Raw genomic sequence first — 18197 nt, 5'->3', positions numbered from 1 at the left:
GAGACCGCGCTGTTCAGACCGGCTCGGTGAGCCGCGGTCCGCCTGGCTCAGTACGCCTCGACGACCTTGACCTCCTCCTCCGTCACCTCGCCGTCGACGATCCGGAAGGAGCGGAACTGGAACTCGCCGAGGCCGTCGGTGTCGGCGGTGGAGACCAGGACGTAGTGCGCGCCGGGTTCGTTGGCGTAGGAGATGTCGGTGCGCGAGGGGTAGGCCTCGGTGGCCGTGTGGGAGTGGTAGATGACCACCGGCTCCTCGTCGCGGTCGTCCATCTCGCGGTAGAGCTTGAGCAGATCGCCCGAGTCGAACTCGTAGAAGGTGGGCGACATCGCCGCGTTCAGCATGGGGATGAAGCGCTCGGGGCGGTCCGAGCCCGCCGGGCCCGCCACGACGCCGCACGCCTCGTCGGGGTGGTCCTTGCGCGCGTGGGCGACGATCTGGTCGACGAGGGCCTGGGTGATGGTCAGCATGCTCGTCAGGATAAGCAACAGGCCGTCCCGTACCGAAGAGTGGTACGGGACGGCCCATATGCCGGACGTAGAGGCGTCCTGGGTGTGGACGTCCTGAGCGGCAGCCGTAGGGGGCGCCACGAGTGCCCCCTACGGCTGGACGTCCACGGTCTCGGTGTCAGCCGACCTTTTCGAGCTCGGGCTCGTCGCCGCGGCGGGCCGCGAGCTGCGGGTTGCGGCGCTTGAGGAACGCCCAGCCGACGCCCAGGGCGACGGCCCAGCCGGCCGCGACGTACAGGCAGACCCGCGCGTCCTTGTCGTACGCGATCATGAAGGTCACGCCGATGAGGAAGAGGAGCGCGACCCAGCTGAACAGCGCCCCGCCGGGAGCCGGGAAGGACGAGGCACGCAGTCGGCCCGCGTCCACCGCGGCGCGGTAGCGGATGTGGCTGACGAGGATCATCATCCAGGTCCAGATGCCTGCCGCGGTGGCGACCGAGGTGACGTAGAGGAACGCCTTCTCCGGGACGACGTAGTTCAGGACGACGCCGATGCCCATGAGCGCCACGGAGACCGAGATGCCGACGGCGGGCGTCTTGCGGGCGTTGAGCTTGCCGAAGGCCTGCGGGGCCTCGCTGTTGGACGCGAGGTCGCGCAGCATCCGGCCGGTCGAGTACATGCCGGAGTTGCAGGACGACAGGGCCGCGGTGAGCACCACGAAGTTGACGATGCCCGCGGCGAGCGGGATGCCGATCTTGCCGAAGGCGTGGACGAACGGGCTCTCGCCCGCGGAGAACTCGGTCCACTTGACCACGGAGAGGATCACCAGCAGCGCACCGACGTAGAAGACGATGATGCGCCAGGGCAGCGTGTTGATGGCCTTGGGCAGGGTCTTCTCGGGGTTCTCGGACTCGCCCGCGGTGACGCCGACGAGCTCGACGGCGAGGTAGGCGAACATGACGCCCTGGAGCGTCATCAGGCTGGAGCCGATGCCGTTCGGGAAGAAGCCGCCGTGCGACCAGAGGTTCGAGACGGTGGCGGTGTCACCGGCGTCGGAGAAGCCGAGGGTGAGCACGCCGAGGCCGATGACGATCATGCCGATGATGGCCGTGACCTTGATCATCGAGAACCAGAACTCGACCTCGCCGAAGATCTTGACGGAGATCAGGTTGACGCCGAAGAGCACCACGAGGAAGACCAGGGCGCTGACCCACTGCGGGATCTCCGGGAACCAGAAGTGGATGTAGATCGCGGCGGCCGTGAGCTCGGCCATGCCGGTGACCACCCACATGAGCCAGTACGTCCAGCCCGTGACGAACCCGAAGAACGGGCCGAGGAATTCGCGGGCGTACTCGGCGAAGGAGCCGGAGACGGGCCGGTAGAGGAGCAGCTCGCCCAGGGCCCGCATGATGAAGAAGATGACGACGCCCGCGAGGGCGTACATGAGGATGATGCTGGGGCCGGCCTTCGCGATGTTCGCTCCGGCACCCATGAACAGTCCGACGCCGATGGCGCCGCCGATGGCGATCATCTGGACCTGACGGCTGCCGAGGCCTCGCTCGTACCCCTCTTCCGGGGCACCCGTGGCGTTCTCGTCAGTGACCTTCGCAGAGGTCATGTGTAGTGCGCCTTTCTCCATGCCGACCCGGGCCCTTCGTCGGCCTCGGATCGGGTCTCGATCCCCCCGGATTGCTGGAGCTGTGCCCGGCCGACGATCCGTCGACCAACTGGCGCACCCGGCCGAACATTCGGGTGGTGCTCGTCGGGCGTCGTGAAGATTTATCACGGCCGTCACACTGATCGACCAAAGGACATGTGGCGCATCGCACAAGAAGAACCGGACAAACGGAACGCCGCCCCCCAAGGTGGGTGGCGGCGGTGACGTGATCGTTATCCGGATTTGAGCGTCCGCTGAGCGAACACAAAACCGTCACACATCGCTACAGAAGCGTCGCAATCTAAGGCATCAGCGTGCCGACCAGCGTCTCCTGGAGACCGCCCAGCCACAGATACGCCATCACCATCGGCTTGCGCGGGTCCTCGTCCGGGAGCCGGTAGAGCAGGTCGGTGTCGTCCTCGTCGGCGATGTCCAGGCGCGAGCCGATGGCCAGGCGCAGGTCGTTGAGGGCGCCGAGCCACTGCTGGGACTCCTCGACGGAGAGCTTGAGCACCGCACCCCCCTCGCCGGCGGAGGCGGTGCTGAGCCCGTCCAGGCAGCGGACCACCGTGAGCGCGTTGTCGCGCTTGCCGGCGCGCAGGTCGTTCTCGGTGTAGCGGCGGAACTCCGCGGAGTACGCCCGCTGCTCCTCGGCCTCCTTGGCCTGCGGGGTGCCCTCGGGGTCGCCGTAGGCGTCCGGGAAGAGGCGCTTGAGGACCGGGTCGGCGGGCGGTTCGCTCGGCCCGTCGTTGAACAGCTCGGCGAGCGGGTCGTCGGGGGCGTCCTCGGCGGGGCCGGGGCCGATCAGCTCCAGGAGCTGGACGGCCAGCGACCGGATGATGGAGATCTCGACGTCGTCGAGGGCGACGGCCGCACCGCCGCCGGGGAGCGGTTCGAAGGTTCCTGGCATGGAGGAGGTTCGCTACTTCCGGTCCTGTCGGGGGTTCCCGGGCTGCGGGCGAGCGGTCATTTGCGGTCCTGCTGGAGGGTGGCCCACAGACCGTAGCCATGCATGGCCTGCACGTCGCGCTCCATCTCCTCGCGACTGCCGCTGGAGACGACCGCTCTGCCCTTGTGGTGGACGTCAAGCATGAGCTTGGTGGCCTTGTCCTTCGGGTAGCCGAAGTACGACTGGAAGACGTAGGTCACATAGCTCATCAGGTTGACCGGGTCGTTGTGGACGATGGTGACCCAGGGGACGTCCGGCTCGGGGACGGCGAAGACCTCCTCCGCCGACTCGGTGCGTTCGATCTCTAGGGGAGCGGGTGACGTCACAGTGCCCATGCTGCCACCGCAGGGGGGTGGTCGCACAAACGGGCTGCGCAACCGCGCCTGTTGTGACGTCCGCCCCAGAAATCGTCAAACTGACGAGATGGGGGTAGCATCCATCTCCATGAACACAGCGGACCTTGGGCTGCCGGTGGATGTTCCCTCGACGGCGCTCTTCACGGATCAGTACGAGTTCACGATGCTGCAGGCCGCCATGAAGGCGGGCACAGCCGAGCGGCGGAGCGTGTTCGAGGTCTTCACCCGGCGGCTGCCGGAGGGGCGGCGCTACGGCGTCGTGGCGGGCACCGGCCGCGTGCTGGACGCCGTCGAGAACTTCCGCTTCGACCCGGACGTCCTCGCCTTCCTGCGCGAGCGGAAGATCGTCGACGAGGAGACCCTGGACTGGCTCGCGGACTACCGCTTCTCCGGCGACATCTGGGGCTACCCGGAGGGCGAGGTCTACTTCCCGGGCTCGCCGATCATGCGGGTCGAGGGCACCTTCGCCGAGTGCGTCCTGCTGGAGACGGTGATCCTCTCCATCCTCAACCACGACTCCGCGATCGCCGCGGCCGCGTCCAGGATGTCGTCGGCCGCCGGTGAGCGCCCGCTCATCGAGATGGGCGCCCGGCGCACCCATGAGCTGGCCGCGGTGGCCGCGTCCCGGGCGGCGTACCTCGGCGGCTTCACCTCCACCTCCGACCTCGCCGCGGGCTTCCGCTACGGCATCCCCACCGTCGGCACCAGCGCCCACGCCTTCACGCTGCTGCACGACCGGGAGCGGGACGCCTTCCAGGCCCAGGTGAAGTCCATGGGCCGTGGCACCACGCTGCTCGTGGACACCTACGACGTCGCCGAGGCGGTCCGTACGGCCGTCGAGGTCGCAGGACCCGAGCTGGGCGCCGTCCGGATCGACTCGGGCGACCTGCTGCTGGTCGCGCACCGGGTCCGGCAGCAGCTGGACGAGCTGGGTGCGACGGACACCAGGATCATCGTGACCTCCGACCTGGACGAGTACGCCATCGCCTCGCTGGCCGCGGCGCCGGTGGACGCGTACGGCGTCGGCACCCAGCTGGTGACCGGGTCCGGGCACCCGACCTGCTCGATGGTCTACAAGCTGGTCGCCCGCGCGGAGTCCACCGACCCGACGGCACCCCTGGTGCCGGTCGCCAAGAAGTCCACCGGCGGCAAGACCTCAATCGGCGGGCGCAAGTGGGCGGCCCGGCGCCTCGACGAGTACGGCGTCGCCGAGGCCGAGGTCGTCGGCACCGGGCCGCTCCCGGACGCTCTCGCCGACCGGCAGCTGCTGGTCGAGCTGGTCAAGGGCGGTGACGTGGTGGCCCGTGAGTCGCTGGACGTCGTACGGGACCGGCACACCGCCGCTCGCGCGAACCTGCCGCTGTCGGCGACCCAGCTGTCGCGCGGGGAACCTGTCATCCCGACGGAATATGTCAACGGGCGCTCGGGGAGCCTGACGGGGGCGTGAAGCGAGTGCGCCCGGCGCGCTCACTCCATGCCCCCTCCCGCACCGCACCCGAAGTCTCTAGGCTCGGAGGTTCATGGCCGGGCCCGCACGCTCCGCACCGCCCGACCTCAGCGTCCATAACCGAAGGACCACGACCATGCGCCGCGCCTTGATCGTCGTAGATGTGCAGAACGACTTCTGCGAGGGAGGCAGCCTCGCGGTGGCCGGCGGTGCCGACGTGGCCGCCGCCGTCACCGAGCTGATCGGGCAGGCGGCCGGGTCGGGCTACCAGCACGTCGTGGCCACCCGCGATCACCACATCGCCCCCGGCGGTCACTTCTCCACGAACCCCGACTTCGCCCACTCCTGGCCGGCGCACTGCGTCGCCGGCACGGAGGGGGTCGGCTTCCACCCGAACTTCGCCCCCGCGGTCGCGTCCGGCGCGATCGACGCCGTGTTCGACAAGGGGGCGTACGCGGCGGCGTACAGCGGGTTCGAGGGGGCCGACGAGAACGGGGTGCGGCTGGCGGACTGGCTGCGGGCCAGGGAGGTCGTCGAGGTGGACGTGGTGGGCATCGCCACGGACCACTGTGTGCGCGCGACCGCGCTGGACGCGGCGCGGGAGGGCTTCCGTACGCAGGTGCTGCTGGATCTGACCGCCGGGGTGGCCTCGGAGACCACGGACCGGGCGCTCGAGGAGATGCGCGAGGCCGGCGTCGAGCTGACGGGCAAGCCGGTCGTCGCCTAGGTCGTCGCCCGGCGGCTTACACAGGCCTCGCGCAGTGGCTCACGCCGGTGCCGCCGGGCGCCTCATCAGCGCCCTGATCGGGTGCCACAGCTCCTGGGCGAGGTCCGGGGCGATCGCGACACCGTTGTCAGGTGCCGTTCGCCATATCAGGCCGTCGGGGTGGTGCAGGACCGCCGTGATCTCGTCAGGGGTCGGCGGGGCGGCGTTGCCCCGCAGGTAGACGGCGCGCATGCCCAGATTACGGAGCCTGGTCAGGGCTCGGGCGCGGTTGTGGGCGTGCACGAGGACACGGACGCAGCCCGTGCCGTCGGCGGTGGGTCTGGGCAGGTTCAGCGCCACCACGACGCTGCCGGTCGGCAGCTTGCAGAAACCTCCTGCGGCCATGCGGTCACACCCCCGTGCGAGTCGGTGTCAGGGTCGATGTCGGTTCCGGTGTCAATAACGGAAGCACAGGGTGCACCTAAACACGACCGGCGGCAACCCCGCCAGGGGGTCACCGCCGATAGTGCTCTGACCTGCGAACATGCGGATTACTTCACCGCGGGACCAACTTCGAGCTCGATCGTCGAGCCGTCCTTGGCCTCCTTGACGATCTTGATCTTGGTGTTGGTGTCAGTGATCTTGACGCCCGCGGCCGGGTTCGCCGCGTCGTAGTACGTGCTGGTGCGGTCGTTGAAGACCGACACCCCCGCACTCGACGGGATCTTGGTCGCGACGTCCGCGTTGTGCAGCCACATGCCGTCCGTGCGGAACTTGCTGAACGGCGAGTCGTAGGACTGGATGCGGTTGCGCATCAGCGTGCCGTCGGACCACTTCAGCGGGGTCGGGTGGGAGTCGATCGGCAGGACCAGGCCGGTACCGGGGTGCTGGCTGGTGTTGTTGTCCTGCTGGGAGGTGTCCCACTTCCAGATCAACAGGCCGTTCTGGTACTCGTAGTGCTCCACCCAGTCCGGAAGGCTCTTCGAGAAGCCGAAGTTGTACGGGCCGGTCTTCAGGGTCTTGTCGTACGACACGTACTGACGGTTCTCGGCGATGTAGTACTGCGCGTAGTCGTCCGTGATGGACGCGCCGATGCGCGAGAAGCCCTTCGTCTTCCAAGCGGCGTCGGCGGCCTCGGCGTTGTCGGAGAACACGGCCGTGCCGTCGGCGGTCACGGTGATCTGGTCGGCCGCGAAGCCCTTCTGGGCCACGCCGCCGTCCGTCTGGTAGCGGAAGCGCAGGTCGATCTTCTTGCCGGCGTAGGCGTCCAGCGGGAAGGCCAGCTTCTTGTACGCGTCAACCGTGCCGGTGATCGCCGGCTTGCCGCTGGCGTCCTTCGGAAGGGCCGCACCGTCGACCGTGCCGTCGATGGCGGTCCAGTTGGCACCGCCGTCGGTGGAGACCTCGGTGTAGAGGTAGTCGTACTCGGCCTCGATGTCGTACCAGCCGTCGAGGGTCAGCGAGGCCGCCGACTTGCCGGTGAGGTCCACCGAACGGGTCAGCGTGTTGGCTAGGTTGTCGCCGCTGCCGCTCCACCACTGGTTCGCGCCCTGCGCCGGGGCGACGATCTCGGTGGTGACCTTCTTCTTGGGCAGGTCGACCACGAGGGCTTGCTTGTGCTTGGTGTTGTACTCGGCGACGCCCAGCTTGTGCCACGAGTTCGTCGCGGCCTTGGCGCTGTCGTACTTCAGCCAGCCCAGTTGCAGCTTGTCCCAGGCGGTCATGTCGCCCGGCAGGTCACCGATCTCGTTCTTGCCGGTGCCGAGCCAGGAACCGGAGGACATCAGGGTCCAGAAGCCGGTGGAGTTCTCCCCGCCCTGGGTGTCGTAGTGGTCCGGCAGACCGAGGTCGTGGCCGTACTCGTGGGCGTAGACGCCGAGGCCGCCGTTCTCCGGCTGGACCGTGTAGTCGCCGACCCAGACGCCGGTGTCGCCGATCTTCGCGCCGCCCAGCTTGTTGCCCTCGGGACCGGTGGCACCCGCGTCGGTGCCGAACGCGTACCAGCGGTGGGCCCAGATGGCGTCGGTGCCCTGCGCGCCGCCGCCCGCGGACTCGTCCTCACCGGCGTGCACGACCTGGAAGTGGTCGATGTAGCCGTCGGACTCGTTGAAGTCGCCGTCGCCGTCGAAGTCGTAGCGGTCCCACTGGTCGAACTGCTTGACGTCCGCCTTGATCTCGGCGTCGGTCTTCCCAGCTGCCTTCTGCTGGGCGACCCACGCGTTCAGACCGTCGCTGACGACGTTCCAGACGCTGGAGCAGTTGGTCTGGCCGCAGGCGTTGTTGCCGTAACGGGCCTCGTTGTAGGGGACCTTGACCCAGTCGGAGACCTCACCCTCGACCGAGTAGCGGCCGGAGGACTGCTTCTCGTAGTACTTCTTGACCGACTCGGTCTTCTTGCCGGTGCCGAAGTACAGGTCCTCGAAGTGCTTCTGGTTGTAGTCGGCCTTCCAGGCCGTGGAGTTGTCCTTCTTGCGGTCGGGCTTGGCTATCTGGTTGTGCAGCGGGCCGGCCGTGCCGCCGAACTCGCTGATCTTGTCGCCGAACTCGACCAGGATCGTGAAGATCTTGTCGGTCTTCTCGCGGCCCAGCTCGACGTACTTGCTGTCGCCCTTCTTGCTCTTCAGCTCGACGACCTGCGAGCCGTCGCGCTTCTTCGCCTTGGTCCGGCCGGACAGGACCTGATTCAGGGCCTCCTCGCGCTGCGCCTCCTGAGTCTTGCTCATCGGGCCGTCGAGGTTGTGGTCGGCGTGAGTGTGCTCCGCCGGGTCGTGCCGCTCGACGGACGCCGCCGGCGCGCCTTCGTCGGCCTGAGCCACCGCGAAGGTCGAGAAAGTCGCCGCTGCGGTCGCGAGCGCGACGGCGGTTGCCGCCGTTCGGAACGTCCAGGGTCTGCTGGTCACTTGCTTCCTCCCCCGCGTCCGGGCACGCGGAAGGAAGGGTCCTGGTCGTGGAGTTTCCGCGTGCGCCTGATGGACGCGTGTAGTCAAGTGACGACATTTGACTAGAGGTTAAGCAGAAAAAACAGACCTTGACTTGGACAGGTCAACGCATTATGCGGAGTTGTTGTTCGTTTAGCGGACAACGACCTTTCCGGCAATGGGCGCGTGTCGCTGTCCACTTGGTGGACGAGATGACTCCGTGCGCCCCCCGTGCACCGGCCCTGTTGGTCAGGTCACGCTTACGGTTTGTTCCACTCGGGCATGCACGCCGTTAGAGTCGGATGGCGGAACGCCCGGACGTCGGCGGAAAGCCAGGCCGAGACCCCCGTGCACACCCGATTCCGAGGACACGATGATCATGCCTCGTCCGACTGCCGCACAGCTCGCCTACGGCTCGTGCACCGTGATCTTCTCGACGCTCGCCATGCTGCTGCTGTCACAGACCAGTTCGGGCGTGGGGATCGCGGTCATCGCCGTATCGGCGCTTCTGCTCGGGCTGCTGGTCGCCATGACGGTGCCCATGCCCAAGAAGCCCCGCGTGGTGGCGGTGCGCAAGCCCGTACGCACCGAACGGGAACAGGCCGAAGAGCCTGTCCTGACCCAGTCCTGACGCACGCAGGCCGCCGGCAACCGACTCCGGTTGCCGGCGTCGGCGTCAGCTGGTGCTGACCACCACCGTCTTCGCCGACTTGTCGTGCAGGCCCTGCTTGTAGGGGCGGTCGAAGTAGCTCCAGCCACCGCAGATCACGGTCCAGATGCAGGCGCAGCAGAACGCGAACGGGATCCACAGCACCGCCGCACGGATCAGCGAGGTCTGCACGGAGGGCGTGGCCCCGTTGTCGAGGTTGGCCACCCGCATGTCGAGCAGCTTCTTGCCGAGCGTCTGCCCCGTCGTGGCGGTGAAGTAGGTGTCGTAACCGATGAAGAGCACGGCGGCGACGAGTGACTGCAGGAACGACTTGCCGTACTCCACCTTGTCGGTGTCCACGTCGTACTCGGTGACGCCGAACCCCCATGTGAGCAGCCAGACGACGACGCCCACCAGGATCATGTCGATGATGCGGGCCAGCGTGCGCTTGCCGCTGCCGGCGAGCGGCGGCATCCCGGCGAGCGGGTCGGCGGGCTGACCGCCGCCGCCGTACGGGTCGCCTCCGTACGGGCCGCCGCCACCGTAGGGGGGCGGCGGCTGGCCGCCGGGAGGGGGCGGAGGCTGGTCGCCGTACGGCGGCTGATCACCGTACGGCGAACCCGAGCCGCCGGACGGGGGCGGGGGCTGCTTCTTGAACGGATCGTCTTCCGGGGGCTGCTGACCGGGGCCGGGAGGCGGTTCGCTGCTCATGGCCCGAGTCGACCGCGAACCGCGCGGCTCCGCATCCCGCGCGGGGCCGTCCGGGCTACGGAATCATCCGGGCCGTTTGCCGTACGCGGTCAGCCCGCAACGAACGTACGCGCCGCCTTGTCGTGCCAGCACTGGTGCCAGGGCCGGTCGAACAGGCACCACAGCACGCCGACGACGCCGACGGCGAGCAGGCCGGGGATGCTGTAGACGAGCCAGCGGCGCAGGGCCGCGCCGAACACCGGGGGTTCGTGGGCCTCGATGTCCCGCACCTCAAGGCCGAGCAGCTTCTTGCCCAGCGTGCGGCCCCACTTGGCGGTGGGCAGGACCTCGTAGACCACGCCGAACAGAAGCAGCACGGCCAGGATGACGCCGAGATACGCGGAGGTCGTGCCGTCCAGCAGCCAGACGGTGACCGTCTCGCCGGAGAGCTTGGCGGCGTCGATCTTGCCGTTGACGTGGTCGAGCGCCTTGGTGCCGAGCGGGACGGCGGCCACGGCGGTGACGGCGGCCAGCACGACGGTGTCGACCAGCCGGGCTGCCAGCCGCTTGCCGAGGCCCGCGGGGCGGGCGGCGGCCTGACGCATGGCGGCCGCCTGGAACGGGTCCAGGGTCGGCGGCTTCCACGGGGCGACCGGCTGGTCGTCGCCGGGGCCCGCGAGCCGGTGCACCTGCTGCGCCCAGGACGACTGGCCGCCGCCGGAACCCGACGACAAGGGCGTGCCGGCCGCGGCCGCCGGCTGCTGCGTGCCGCCGGACTGCTGAGGGATGCTCGGGGAGGCCTGCTGCGGGGCGGAGAAGGCCGCGGGGGCGCCGGTGGCGGCCTGGGCGGCAGCCGCGGCCCCGGCGGCCGTCTGAGCCTGTCCCTGGGCCCCTGCGGCCCGTTCGGCGGCGGCCTTCCCGGCGCCGAAGCCGGGCCCCTGCGGGGCGCCGGCCGCGGAGGGGCGGTCCGCGTCCGGACGTGCGGCGCCCGAACCGGCGGACGCGCCCGTGCTCCCGGACTGCGCCCCGGCCGCCCGGCCCTGCTGCCCCGTGCGCGGGGACAGCGCGCGGATCGCCATGGTGCCGTCGACGGGGGCGGGGCCGCCGGGGCCCGGGATGCCGGGAGTGGCCTGGCCGCCGGAGTCCGCCACGGGCCTGCGCATCATGAACGTGTCACCGGAGGCGACGCCGCCTGCGGGCGCGTCCGGTTCGGCGGGCGGGATCGAGGCGCTGCTATCCGTGCGGGCGGTGCCGCCCGTGGCCGCCGCCGCGCGCGGGTCCCTCGGGTCGGGCTCCTGCGGGTTGCCCCAGGAGACGCGGTGGTCCTGCTCGCCGCCGAAGCCGGCCTGGTGGGCCGGGTCGGCACCCCAGGCGGACGCCGGCTCGGGCCGGCTGCCGTGCTGGGCGTCCGCCGGCAGGGGCCCCTGGGCCGGCTCCTCGTCGAAGAAGTGCGGGCCGGTCTCCTCGACCGAGGCCGCCGAGGGCCCATCGGGGTTCGCGCCGGGCGGCGGCGCGAGCGATTCGCCGTCCGTCGGCGCCGGACGGCTGGTGCCCGGCACCCAGGAGGCGCCGTTCCAGTACCGGACATATCCAGGAATGGACGGGTCCGGGTAATACCCTTCGCGGGGCCTGTCGTCACCTGGGGCCGGGGTTGGGGCGCTCATGTCCGTCGTCCGGTATCTGCTCGTGGGTCAAATAGGGGCCTCCACATCTATCAGACCGACGCAACAACCACCGCCAGTCCCGTAGGACCCACCCCTTTCCGGGCAACCTCGTACACGTGCTTCACATGTGCGGTACGGCCGTGGGAGCGGGGGCGGGAAAAAGTTCTGCGGACCCGCGTAATGGTCCACCCCTGTGCTCCCTCTCCACTCGTACGGGCCCGCCCATACAGGGCAGGCATGCGTCACGAGAGAGGAACGCACGCCATGGAGCACACCGTCGTCGAGCGCGAACTGGAGCTCAGGCTGATCCTGTCGCCGGAGCGCAGCGTCTGCGTGCCGGCGCTGCTGAGTTATCACAGCGACGATCCGTACGCCGTCCACGTCGCCTTCCACATCAACTCCGAGCACCCGGTGCACTGGACCTTCTCCCGCGAACTCCTCGTGGAGGGGGTGTTCCGGCCGTGCGGGCACGGGGACGTGCGGGTGTGGCCGACGAAGGTCGAGGGCCGCAGTGTGGTGCTGATGGCGCTGAGTTCGCCGGACGGGGACGCGCTGCTGGAGGCACCCGCGGCGCAGGTGTCGGCCTGGCTGGAGCGGACCTTGCGGGTGGTGCCCCCAGGGACTGAAGGCGGGCAGCTGGGGATCGACGACGCGCTCGACCAGCTGCTCGCCCAGTGAGCGGTGCCCGAGGGACGGATCAGAACAGCTTGCCCGGGTTCAGGATGTCCAGCGGGTCGAAGACCCGCTTGACACCCCGCTGCATCTCGATCCCGACGGGGCCGATCTCGCGCGCCAGCCACTCCTTCTTCAGGACACCCACGCCGTGCTCGCCGGTGATCGTGCCGCCGAGTTCCAGGCCGAGGGCCATGATCTCGTCGAAGGACTCGCGGGCGCGCCGGGACTCGTCGGGGTCGGCCGCGTCGAAGCACACGGTCGGATGGGTGTTGCCGTCGCCGGCGTGGGCGACGACCCCGATGGTGAGCTGGTGCTTCTCGGCGATCCGCTCGACGCCCTCGATCAGGTCGCCGAGCCGCGAGCGGGGCACGCACACGTCGTCGATCATCGTCACGCCGCGCACTGCTTCCAGCGCGGTGAGGGACAACCGCCGCGCCTGGAGGAGGAGTTCGGACTCGGCCGCGTCGTCCGCCGGGACCACCTGGGTGGCGCCGGCCGCCTCGCACAGGGCGCCCACGGCAGCGAGGTCGGAGGCGGGGTCCGGGGTGTCGAAGGCGGCCAGGAGCAGGGCCTCGGTCGTCTCCGGCAGCCCCATGTGCGCGAGGTCGTTGACGGCCTTGACCGTCGTGCGGTCCATGATCTCCAGCAGCGACGGCACATGCCCGCCGGCCATGATCCGGCACACCGCGTCACAGGCTTCCGCCGCCGACGCGAACTCGGCGGCCAGGACCAGTTGCTGCGGCGGCTGCGGCCGCAGCGCCAGGACGGCGCGTACGACGATGCCGAGCGAGCCCTCGGAGCCGACGAAGAGGCGGGTCAGGTCGTATCCCGCGACCCCCTTGGCCGTACGGCGGCCCGTGGACATCAGCCGTCCGTCGGCGAGGACGACCTCCAGGCCGAGGACGTACTCGGCGGTCACCCCGTACTTCACGCAGCACAGGCCGCCGGAGGCGGTGCCGATGTTGCCGCCGATCGTGCACATCTCCCAGCTGGAGGGGTCCGGCGGGTAGTACAGGCCGTGTTCGCCCACCGCGCGCGAGAGGGCGGCGTTGATGACGCCGGGCTCGACGACGGCGATGCGGTCGACGGGGTTGATCTCCAGGATGCGGTCCATCTTGGTCAGGGACAGCACGATGCAGCCGTCGGAGGCGTTGGCCCCTCCCGACAGGCCCGTCCGGGCGCCCTGCGGGACGACCGGGACACGCAGGGCGGTGGCGGTGCGCATGACGTGCTGGACCTCTTCGACGGTCCGCGGCAGGACGACGACGGCGGGGGCGCCGGCCGGGCAGAAGCTGGCCATGTCGTTGGCGTAGGCGGCCGTGACGTCGGGGTCGGTGAGGACGGCCTCGGCAGGCAGACCCGCGAGCAGCCGCTCGGTGAGGTCACCCCGGGCCTGGTCGGGTGCGGCTTCGGTACGGCTCATGATCACAGCGTCGCACTCGGGGCCATCGGTGTGAACCCCACGTACGGCGGTCGGGTTCGGACGGGTGTGGTCGTCGTATTGACGCATGGCTTGACGCACAGTGAGCGCCATGGAGAACAGCGCCGCGGGGAGCAGCGGCATGGAGAACGACGCCTCGCAGGACGCGGTGCAGGACGCGGTGCAGGACGGACCGGGCACGCCGGGACGTCGGCGGCGCATCCGGCGGCGGGTGCTGATGGCCGCGGTGGCGGGGTGTGCCGTGCTCGGCGGGGTGCTGGTGCTGCTGCCGTGGGGTCCGGGTGGGACGCGGGCACCGGCGCCGGCACCGGGGGCGCAGGCGCTCGCCGCGGTCACCGCGGGGGTGCCGGCCGCGCTGCCCGATCTGGCGGTGCTGATCGACGAGCGGGAGAGGCATCTGCAGGCCCATCCGGGGGACGCCCATTCGTGGGCGGTGCTGGGCGCGGCGTATACGGAGCAGGGGCGGCGCACCGCCGAGCCGGAGTACTACCCGAAGGCCGAGAAGGCGCTGCGTACGTCGTTGAAGGTGCGGGACCCGAACGCCGAGGCGCTGGCCGGCATGGCGGCACTGGCGAACGCGCGGAGGGACTTCGGCGCGGCGCGGACCTGGGGCGAGGCGGCGCTGAAGGCGGACCGCAAGCGGTGGACGACCTATCCGGCCCTGATCGACGCCTACACGGGGCTGGGCGACCACAAGGCGGCCAAGCGGACCCTGGACCGGCTGCTGGACCTGCGCTCCGGTCCGGCGGTGCAGGCCCGGGCGGCGGCCGTCTACCGGGACCGCGGCTGGCGGGAGGACGCGGCGGTGGCGCTGTCCGACGCGGCGGCTGCCGCCGAGGCCCCGGCCGAGCGGGCCGCGTATCTCGAACGGGCCGGGCAGCTCGCCTGGGAACGCGGCGACCTGGACGTGGCCCTGCGGCACTTCCAGGCGGCCGTACGCCTCGACCCCGACCAGCGGGCCGCGCTCGCCGGGCAGGGGCGGACGCTGGCGGCACTGGGCCGCACGACGGAGGCGCTGAACGCGTACCGGGCCGCCCTCGCCAAGCAGCCGCTGCCCGAGTACGCGCTGGAACTGGGCGAGTTGTACGAGGCGCTGGGCATGGGGCAGGCGGCGCGCGTGCAGTACGACCTGCTGCGGGAGCGGACTGCACGGGCCGCGGCCGGCGGGGTGGACGACGAACTGGTGCTGGGCCACTTCGAGGCGGACCACGGCGACCCGGACTCCGCCGTGCAGCGGCTGCGCACCGAGTGGCGCCGGCAGCCGGGGGTCGCGGTGGCCGACGCCCTGGGGTGGGCGCTGTACCGGGCCGGGGAGGCCGAGGAGGCGCTGAAGTTCGCGAGGCTGGCGAACGACAAGAAGCGCGGGGGCGGGGTGCGCAGTGCGCTGTACGTCTATCACCAGGGCATGATCGAGCTGGAACTGAGGATGTCCGGGGCCGCGCGGCGGCATCTGCAGGAGGCGTTGCGGATCAACCCGCACTTCTCTCCGACGCGGGTGCCGCTGGCCGAGGCGACGTTGAAGGAGCTGGGAGAACCGTCGGTGGAGGACGTACCGGACATGGACGCCAAGCCGAAGCGGCGGTGACCCGTGCCTACAGCACCGCCGTGCCGATCAGCGCGTTGCGGCCGACCAGCCCCGCCAGTTCCGCCTCCGGCATCCCCTGCGTGTGCTCCGGGCGGCGGGGCAGCACCATGTAGCGCGTCTCCGCGCTGGAGTCCCACACCGTGATCCGGGTGTCGGCCGGCAGGTCGAGGCCGAACTCGGTCAGGACCGCCCGGGGTTCGCGGACCACGCGGGAGCGGTACGCCTCGGACTTGTACCAGCTGGGTGACGGGCCGAGCAGGCGGATGGGGTAGCAGGAGCAGAGGGTGCAGACGATGACGTTGTGCGTCGACGCGGTGTTCTCGACGACGCGCAGGCGCTGGTAGCCGCCGTCCATGAAGCCCAGCTCGCGCACGGCCGCCGTGCCGTCCGTCAGCAGACGGGACTTGAAGTCCTCGTCGGTCCAGGCCCGCGCGACGACCTGCGCTCCGCTCGCCGGCGAGGCGCCCGCGAGGAACGCGTCGATCGCCTCGTCCAGTTCCCCGCCGGTGAGCACGCCCTTCTCCTCCAGGAGGGTCTCCAGGCGCCGCACCCGGCGGGCGATCGTCGCGTCGGAGTGGTCACCGCTCATCGCCACGGTCCTCTTCCAAGTAGCTTTCCCACAGGTCCAGTACGACGTGATGGTCGCCCTCGCCCCACAGGTCACGCGCCCGGAACCGCACCGCGTACACCTGCTCCACCGGCACGTCCGCACGCCCCTGCGCGCTGACGTCGGCCAGTTCGGCGGGCCCTTCCGGCTCGATCACGACGCCCCGCTTGCCGCGTGCGTAGCGGGGCAGGCGGGTGTGGTGGGCCGGGTCGTGGAGGTACGTCACCACACGCGACCCCGGGGCGAAACGGTCAGCCATCGGGCTCGTCCCGATGCAGCTCGCCGGGCTCCAGCACGCCCTTGCGTTCGAGGAGGTCGCTGATCGCGAGGAACCAGCGTTCGTAGTACGACGCCGCCAGGTACTCGCGCGGCGGGATCGACTCGATCGCGTCCCGGAACTCGTTCAGATTGAAGATCTGCTGCCCGCGCAGGGCGTTCCAGATCCCGAAGACGCGCGCCTCCCAGTCGGCGTGGAAGGGCTCGGAGTCGTCCGCAATGTCGACGGGACCGAATCCCTCGACGCCGCCGACGTCGTTGATCCTGGCCATGGAGTCAGCGTACGGCGGTACGGCGTGCGGGTCCCCCCGTGGAACCCGCACGCCGGAAGAGGATCAGCAGGCCGTCAGAGGTTCCCGCGCTTGGCCTGCTCCCGCTCGATCGCCTCGAACAGGGCCTTGAAGTTGCCCTTGCCGAAGCCCATGGAGCCGTGGCGTTCGATGATCTCGAAGAAGACCGTCGGGCGGTCCTGGACCGGCTTGGTGAAGATCTGCAGCAGATAGCCGTCCTCGTCGCGGTCCGCGAGGATCTTCAGCTCACGCAGGGTCTCGACGGGGACGCGGGTGTCGCCGACCCACTCGCCGAGGGTGTCGTAGTACGAGTCCGGGGTGTCCAGGAACTGGACGCCGGCCGCGCGCATGGTGCGCACCGTCTCGACGATGTCGTTCGTGTTGAGCGCGATGTGCTGGACGCCCGCGCCGCCGTAGAACTCCAGGTACTCGTCGATCTGGGACTTCTTCTTGGCGATGGCGGGCTCGTTGATCGGGAACTTGACCTTGAGCGTGCCGTCGGCCACGACCTTCGACATCAGGGCGCTGTACTCGGTCGCGATGTCGTCGCCCACGAACTCCTTCATGTTCGTGAAGCCCATGACCTTGTTGTAGAAGCCGACCCACTCGTTCATGCGGCCGAGTTCGACGTTGCCGACACAGTGGTCGATCGCCTGGAAGGTGCGCTGGGCGGGCGGCTCGACCATGGGGCTCGCCGCCACATAGCCGGGGAGGTACGGGCCGTCGTAGCCGGTGCGCTCGACGAGGGTGTGGCGGGTCTCGCCGTACGTCGCGATGGCGGCCAGGACGACGGTGCCGTGCTCGTCCTTCACCTCGTACGGCTCGGCGACGGACGTGGCGCCGTGCTCGATCGCGTACGCGTACGCCTGCCGCGCGTCCGGCACCTCGATGGCGAGGTCGACGACGCCGTCGCCGTGCTCGGCCACGTGCTGGGCGAGGAAGTGGCCCCAGGTGGTGGCGGGCCTGATGACGGAGGTGAGGACGAAGCGGGCGGAGCCGTTCTCCAGTACGTAGCTCGCGGTCTCGCGGCTGCCGTTCTCCGGTCCGGAGTAGGCCACGAGACGCATGCCGAAAGCGGTCGAGTAGTAGTGCGCCGCCTGCTTGGCGTTGCCCACGGCGAAGACGACCGCGTCCATTCCCTTGACCGGGAAGGGGTCGGCCTGCCGGGCGGTGTCGGGAGTGTGGTGTGTGGTCTGCGTCATAAGCGCAGCCTCACGCCATGCGGCAAGGTGCGCAATAGTTTGGTTTTCGGCTGGGCAATGTGCTCAGTGATGGGCCCGGCTCTGCGGGCTTTCTGTACAGGATGACCACCCCCAGTGGCGAGAAGAGGCGGGCTGTCGTGGCGATCGATCATCTGGACGGGCGGATCATCGTGCTGCTGGCGCGGGAGCCGCGGATCGGGGTGCTGGAGATGTCCCGGCGGCTGGGGGTGGCCCGCGGGACCGTGCAGGCGCGGCTGGACCGGCTTCAGTCGAACGGAGTCATCCGCGGGTTCGGTCCCGAGGTCGATCCGGCGGCTCTCGGGTATCCGGTCACCGCCTTCGCGACCCTGCAGATCCGGCAGGGGCAAGGGGCCGACGTACGGGCGCACTTGGCGACCGTGCCGGAGGTGCTGGAGCTGCACACGACCACCGGGACCGGGGACATGCTGTGCCGCCTCGTCGCGCGCTCCAACGCCGATCTTCAGCGTGTGATCGACCGGGTTGTCGGTTTCGATGGGATCGTCCGGGCCTCCACGGCGATCGTGATGGAGAACCCCGTTCCGCTGCGGACCATCCCGTTGGTGGAGCAGGCGGCGGAGGACCGGGCGCACAGCTAGCCCGCGACCTGGTGGGGTG

At 70.0% G+C, this 18197-nt stretch carries 19 protein-coding genes; 6 read left to right on the top strand and 13 right to left on the bottom strand.

All coding sequences use genetic code 11. From position 1 onward, the window contains the following. Positions 1 to 47: 47 nt before the first annotated feature. The 4 genes from OHT51_RS26230 to clpS form a co-directional block, all read right to left on the bottom strand. Positions 48 to 470: a M67 family metallopeptidase gene (locus OHT51_RS26230; RefSeq protein ID WP_328881364.1), complete on the bottom strand. Its 423-nt coding sequence runs from the start codon at positions 468 to 470 to the stop codon at positions 48 to 50. 157 nt (positions 471 to 627) lie between these two features. Continuing rightward, positions 628 to 2067, bottom strand: a complete 1440-nt coding sequence (locus tag OHT51_RS26225; RefSeq protein ID WP_328881363.1) for an amino acid permease — start codon at positions 2065 to 2067, stop codon at positions 628 to 630. A gap of 340 nt (positions 2068 to 2407) precedes the next feature. Beyond that, positions 2408 to 3016, bottom strand: coding sequence for a DUF2017 domain-containing protein (locus OHT51_RS26220; RefSeq protein ID WP_328881362.1), 609 nt, complete (start codon positions 3014 to 3016; stop codon positions 2408 to 2410). 56 nt (positions 3017 to 3072) lie between these two features. Further along, positions 3073 to 3390, bottom strand: coding sequence for an ATP-dependent Clp protease adapter ClpS (gene clpS, locus OHT51_RS26215; RefSeq protein WP_328881361.1), 318 nt, complete (start codon positions 3388 to 3390; stop codon positions 3073 to 3075). Positions 3391 to 3499: 109 nt separating this feature from the next. Here clpS and OHT51_RS26210 point away from each other — a divergent pair, with 109 nt between their 5' ends. Then, positions 3500 to 4858: a nicotinate phosphoribosyltransferase gene (locus tag OHT51_RS26210; protein WP_328881360.1), complete on the top strand. Its 1359-nt coding sequence runs from the start codon at positions 3500 to 3502 to the stop codon at positions 4856 to 4858. Positions 4859 to 4994: 136 nt separating this feature from the next. Beyond that, positions 4995 to 5585 carry an isochorismatase family protein gene (locus OHT51_RS26205; RefSeq protein ID WP_328881359.1) on the top strand — a complete coding sequence of 197 codons (591 nt, stop codon included), beginning with the start codon at positions 4995 to 4997 and terminating at the stop codon, positions 5583 to 5585. Between the two features lie 39 nt (positions 5586 to 5624). Here OHT51_RS26205 and OHT51_RS26200 read toward each other — a convergent pair whose 3' ends face one another. Together OHT51_RS26200 and OHT51_RS26195 are read right to left on the bottom strand one after the other, a co-directional pair. Then, on the bottom strand, positions 5625 to 5969 hold the full coding sequence (locus tag OHT51_RS26200) for a hypothetical protein (protein WP_328881358.1): 345 nt from the start codon (positions 5967 to 5969) through the stop codon (positions 5625 to 5627). Between the two features lie 146 nt (positions 5970 to 6115). Further along, positions 6116 to 8464, bottom strand: a complete 2349-nt coding sequence (locus OHT51_RS26195) for an immune inhibitor A domain-containing protein (protein ID WP_328881357.1) — start codon at positions 8462 to 8464, stop codon at positions 6116 to 6118. Between the two features lie 391 nt (positions 8465 to 8855). On the opposite strand from OHT51_RS26195, the gene OHT51_RS26190 reads away from it, so the two are divergent. Then, entirely contained in the window at positions 8856 to 9113 is a 258-nt protein-coding gene (locus OHT51_RS26190; protein WP_328881356.1) for a hypothetical protein, read from the top strand. A 45-nt stretch (positions 9114 to 9158) separates the two neighbouring features. Here OHT51_RS26190 and OHT51_RS26185 read toward each other — a convergent pair whose 3' ends face one another. Both OHT51_RS26185 and OHT51_RS26180 read right to left on the bottom strand, forming a co-directional pair. Beyond that, positions 9159 to 9842 (bottom strand): RDD family protein, encoded by a 684-nt coding sequence (locus OHT51_RS26185; RefSeq protein ID WP_328881355.1) that lies wholly within the window; start codon positions 9840 to 9842, stop codon positions 9159 to 9161. 89 nt (positions 9843 to 9931) lie between these two features. Next, the gene (locus OHT51_RS26180) at positions 9932 to 11485 is read right to left on the bottom strand and encodes an RDD family protein (protein ID WP_328881354.1); all 1554 of its coding nucleotides are present in this window, start codon (positions 11483 to 11485) and stop codon (positions 9932 to 9934) included. Between the two features lie 264 nt (positions 11486 to 11749). Between OHT51_RS26180 and OHT51_RS26175 the strand changes: the two genes are divergently transcribed. Next, the gene (locus OHT51_RS26175; RefSeq protein ID WP_328881353.1) at positions 11750 to 12163 is read left to right on the top strand and encodes an SsgA family sporulation/cell division regulator; all 414 of its coding nucleotides are present in this window, start codon (positions 11750 to 11752) and stop codon (positions 12161 to 12163) included. Positions 12164 to 12182: 19 nt separating this feature from the next. On the opposite strand, the gene OHT51_RS26170 is transcribed toward OHT51_RS26175, so the two are convergent. Continuing rightward, positions 12183 to 13589 (bottom strand): FAD-binding oxidoreductase, encoded by a 1407-nt coding sequence (locus tag OHT51_RS26170; RefSeq protein ID WP_328884440.1) that lies wholly within the window; start codon positions 13587 to 13589, stop codon positions 12183 to 12185. Between the two features lie 133 nt (positions 13590 to 13722). Here OHT51_RS26170 and OHT51_RS26165 point away from each other — a divergent pair, with 133 nt between their 5' ends. After that, on the top strand, positions 13723 to 15186 hold the full coding sequence (locus OHT51_RS26165) for a tetratricopeptide repeat protein (RefSeq protein ID WP_443052734.1): 1464 nt from the start codon (positions 13723 to 13725) through the stop codon (positions 15184 to 15186). A 7-nt stretch (positions 15187 to 15193) separates the two neighbouring features. Here OHT51_RS26165 and nthA read toward each other — a convergent pair whose 3' ends face one another. The 4 genes from nthA to hppD all read right to left on the bottom strand — a co-directional run bounded on the left by nthA (position 15194) and on the right by hppD (position 17561). Beyond that, positions 15194 to 15775: a nitrile hydratase subunit alpha gene (gene nthA, locus OHT51_RS26160; protein ID WP_328881352.1), complete on the bottom strand. Its 582-nt coding sequence runs from the start codon at positions 15773 to 15775 to the stop codon at positions 15194 to 15196. Beyond that, positions 15765 to 16052 (bottom strand): SH3-like domain-containing protein, encoded by a 288-nt coding sequence (locus tag OHT51_RS26155; protein ID WP_328881351.1) that lies wholly within the window; start codon positions 16050 to 16052, stop codon positions 15765 to 15767. The genes nthA and OHT51_RS26155 overlap by 11 nt, the downstream gene beginning before the upstream one ends. Next, a complete protein-coding gene (locus OHT51_RS26150; RefSeq protein WP_328881350.1) occupies positions 16045 to 16341 on the bottom strand; it encodes a hypothetical protein in 297 nt (98 codons plus the stop codon). Before OHT51_RS26150 ends, OHT51_RS26155 begins: the two co-directional genes overlap by 8 nt. A 74-nt stretch (positions 16342 to 16415) precedes the next feature. Continuing rightward, positions 16416 to 17561 carry a 4-hydroxyphenylpyruvate dioxygenase gene (gene hppD / locus OHT51_RS26145; RefSeq protein ID WP_328881349.1) on the bottom strand — a complete coding sequence of 382 codons (1146 nt, stop codon included), beginning with the start codon at positions 17559 to 17561 and terminating at the stop codon, positions 16416 to 16418. 137 nt (positions 17562 to 17698) lie between these two features. Between hppD and OHT51_RS26140 the strand changes: the two genes are divergently transcribed. Beyond that, the gene (locus tag OHT51_RS26140; RefSeq protein WP_328884438.1) at positions 17699 to 18178 is read left to right on the top strand and encodes an Lrp/AsnC family transcriptional regulator; all 480 of its coding nucleotides are present in this window, start codon (positions 17699 to 17701) and stop codon (positions 18176 to 18178) included. Positions 18179 to 18197: the final 19 nt, after the last annotated feature.

Origin of the sequence: Streptomyces sp. NBC_00299, from assembly GCF_036173045.1 — a bacterium.
GTDB classification, from domain to species: Bacteria; Actinomycetota; Actinomycetes; order Streptomycetales; family Streptomycetaceae; genus Streptomyces; species Streptomyces machairae.
This window is presented reverse-complemented; position numbering and strand designations above follow the sequence as displayed.

Bases quoted from the DNA above. Each gene is read 5' to 3' on its own strand.
- clpS (WP_328881361.1), bottom strand. From the start codon at position 3,390: ATGGGCACTGTGACGTCACCCGCTCCCCTAGAGATCGAACGCACCGAG.
- OHT51_RS26165 (WP_443052734.1), top strand. From the start codon at position 13,723: ATGGAGAACGACGCCTCGCAGGACGCGGTGCAGGACGCGGTGCAGGAC.
- OHT51_RS26150 (WP_328881350.1), bottom strand. From the start codon at position 16,341: ATGGCCAGGATCAACGACGTCGGCGGCGTCGAGGGATTCGGTCCCGTC.
- hppD (WP_328881349.1), bottom strand. From the start codon at position 17,561: ATGACGCAGACCACACACCACACTCCCGACACCGCCCGGCAGGCCGAC.
- OHT51_RS26230 (WP_328881364.1), bottom strand. From the start codon at position 470: ATGCTGACCATCACCCAGGCCCTCGTCGACCAGATCGTCGCCCACGCG.
- OHT51_RS26175 (WP_328881353.1), top strand. From the start codon at position 11,750: ATGGAGCACACCGTCGTCGAGCGCGAACTGGAGCTCAGGCTGATCCTG.
- OHT51_RS26200 (WP_328881358.1), bottom strand. From the start codon at position 5,969: ATGGCCGCAGGAGGTTTCTGCAAGCTGCCGACCGGCAGCGTCGTGGTG.
- nthA (WP_328881352.1), bottom strand. From the start codon at position 15,775: ATGAGCGGTGACCACTCCGACGCGACGATCGCCCGCCGGGTGCGGCGC.
- OHT51_RS26190 (WP_328881356.1), top strand. From the start codon at position 8,856: ATGATCATGCCTCGTCCGACTGCCGCACAGCTCGCCTACGGCTCGTGC.
- OHT51_RS26155 (WP_328881351.1), bottom strand. From the start codon at position 16,052: ATGGCTGACCGTTTCGCCCCGGGGTCGCGTGTGGTGACGTACCTCCAC.
- OHT51_RS26180 (WP_328881354.1), bottom strand. From the start codon at position 11,485: ATGAGCGCCCCAACCCCGGCCCCAGGTGACGACAGGCCCCGCGAAGGG.
- OHT51_RS26185 (WP_328881355.1), bottom strand. From the start codon at position 9,842: ATGAGCAGCGAACCGCCTCCCGGCCCCGGTCAGCAGCCCCCGGAAGAC.
- OHT51_RS26205 (WP_328881359.1), top strand. From the start codon at position 4,995: ATGCGCCGCGCCTTGATCGTCGTAGATGTGCAGAACGACTTCTGCGAG.
- OHT51_RS26225 (WP_328881363.1), bottom strand. From the start codon at position 2,067: ATGACCTCTGCGAAGGTCACTGACGAGAACGCCACGGGTGCCCCGGAA.
- OHT51_RS26210 (WP_328881360.1), top strand. From the start codon at position 3,500: ATGAACACAGCGGACCTTGGGCTGCCGGTGGATGTTCCCTCGACGGCG.
- OHT51_RS26220 (WP_328881362.1), bottom strand. From the start codon at position 3,016: ATGCCAGGAACCTTCGAACCGCTCCCCGGCGGCGGTGCGGCCGTCGCC.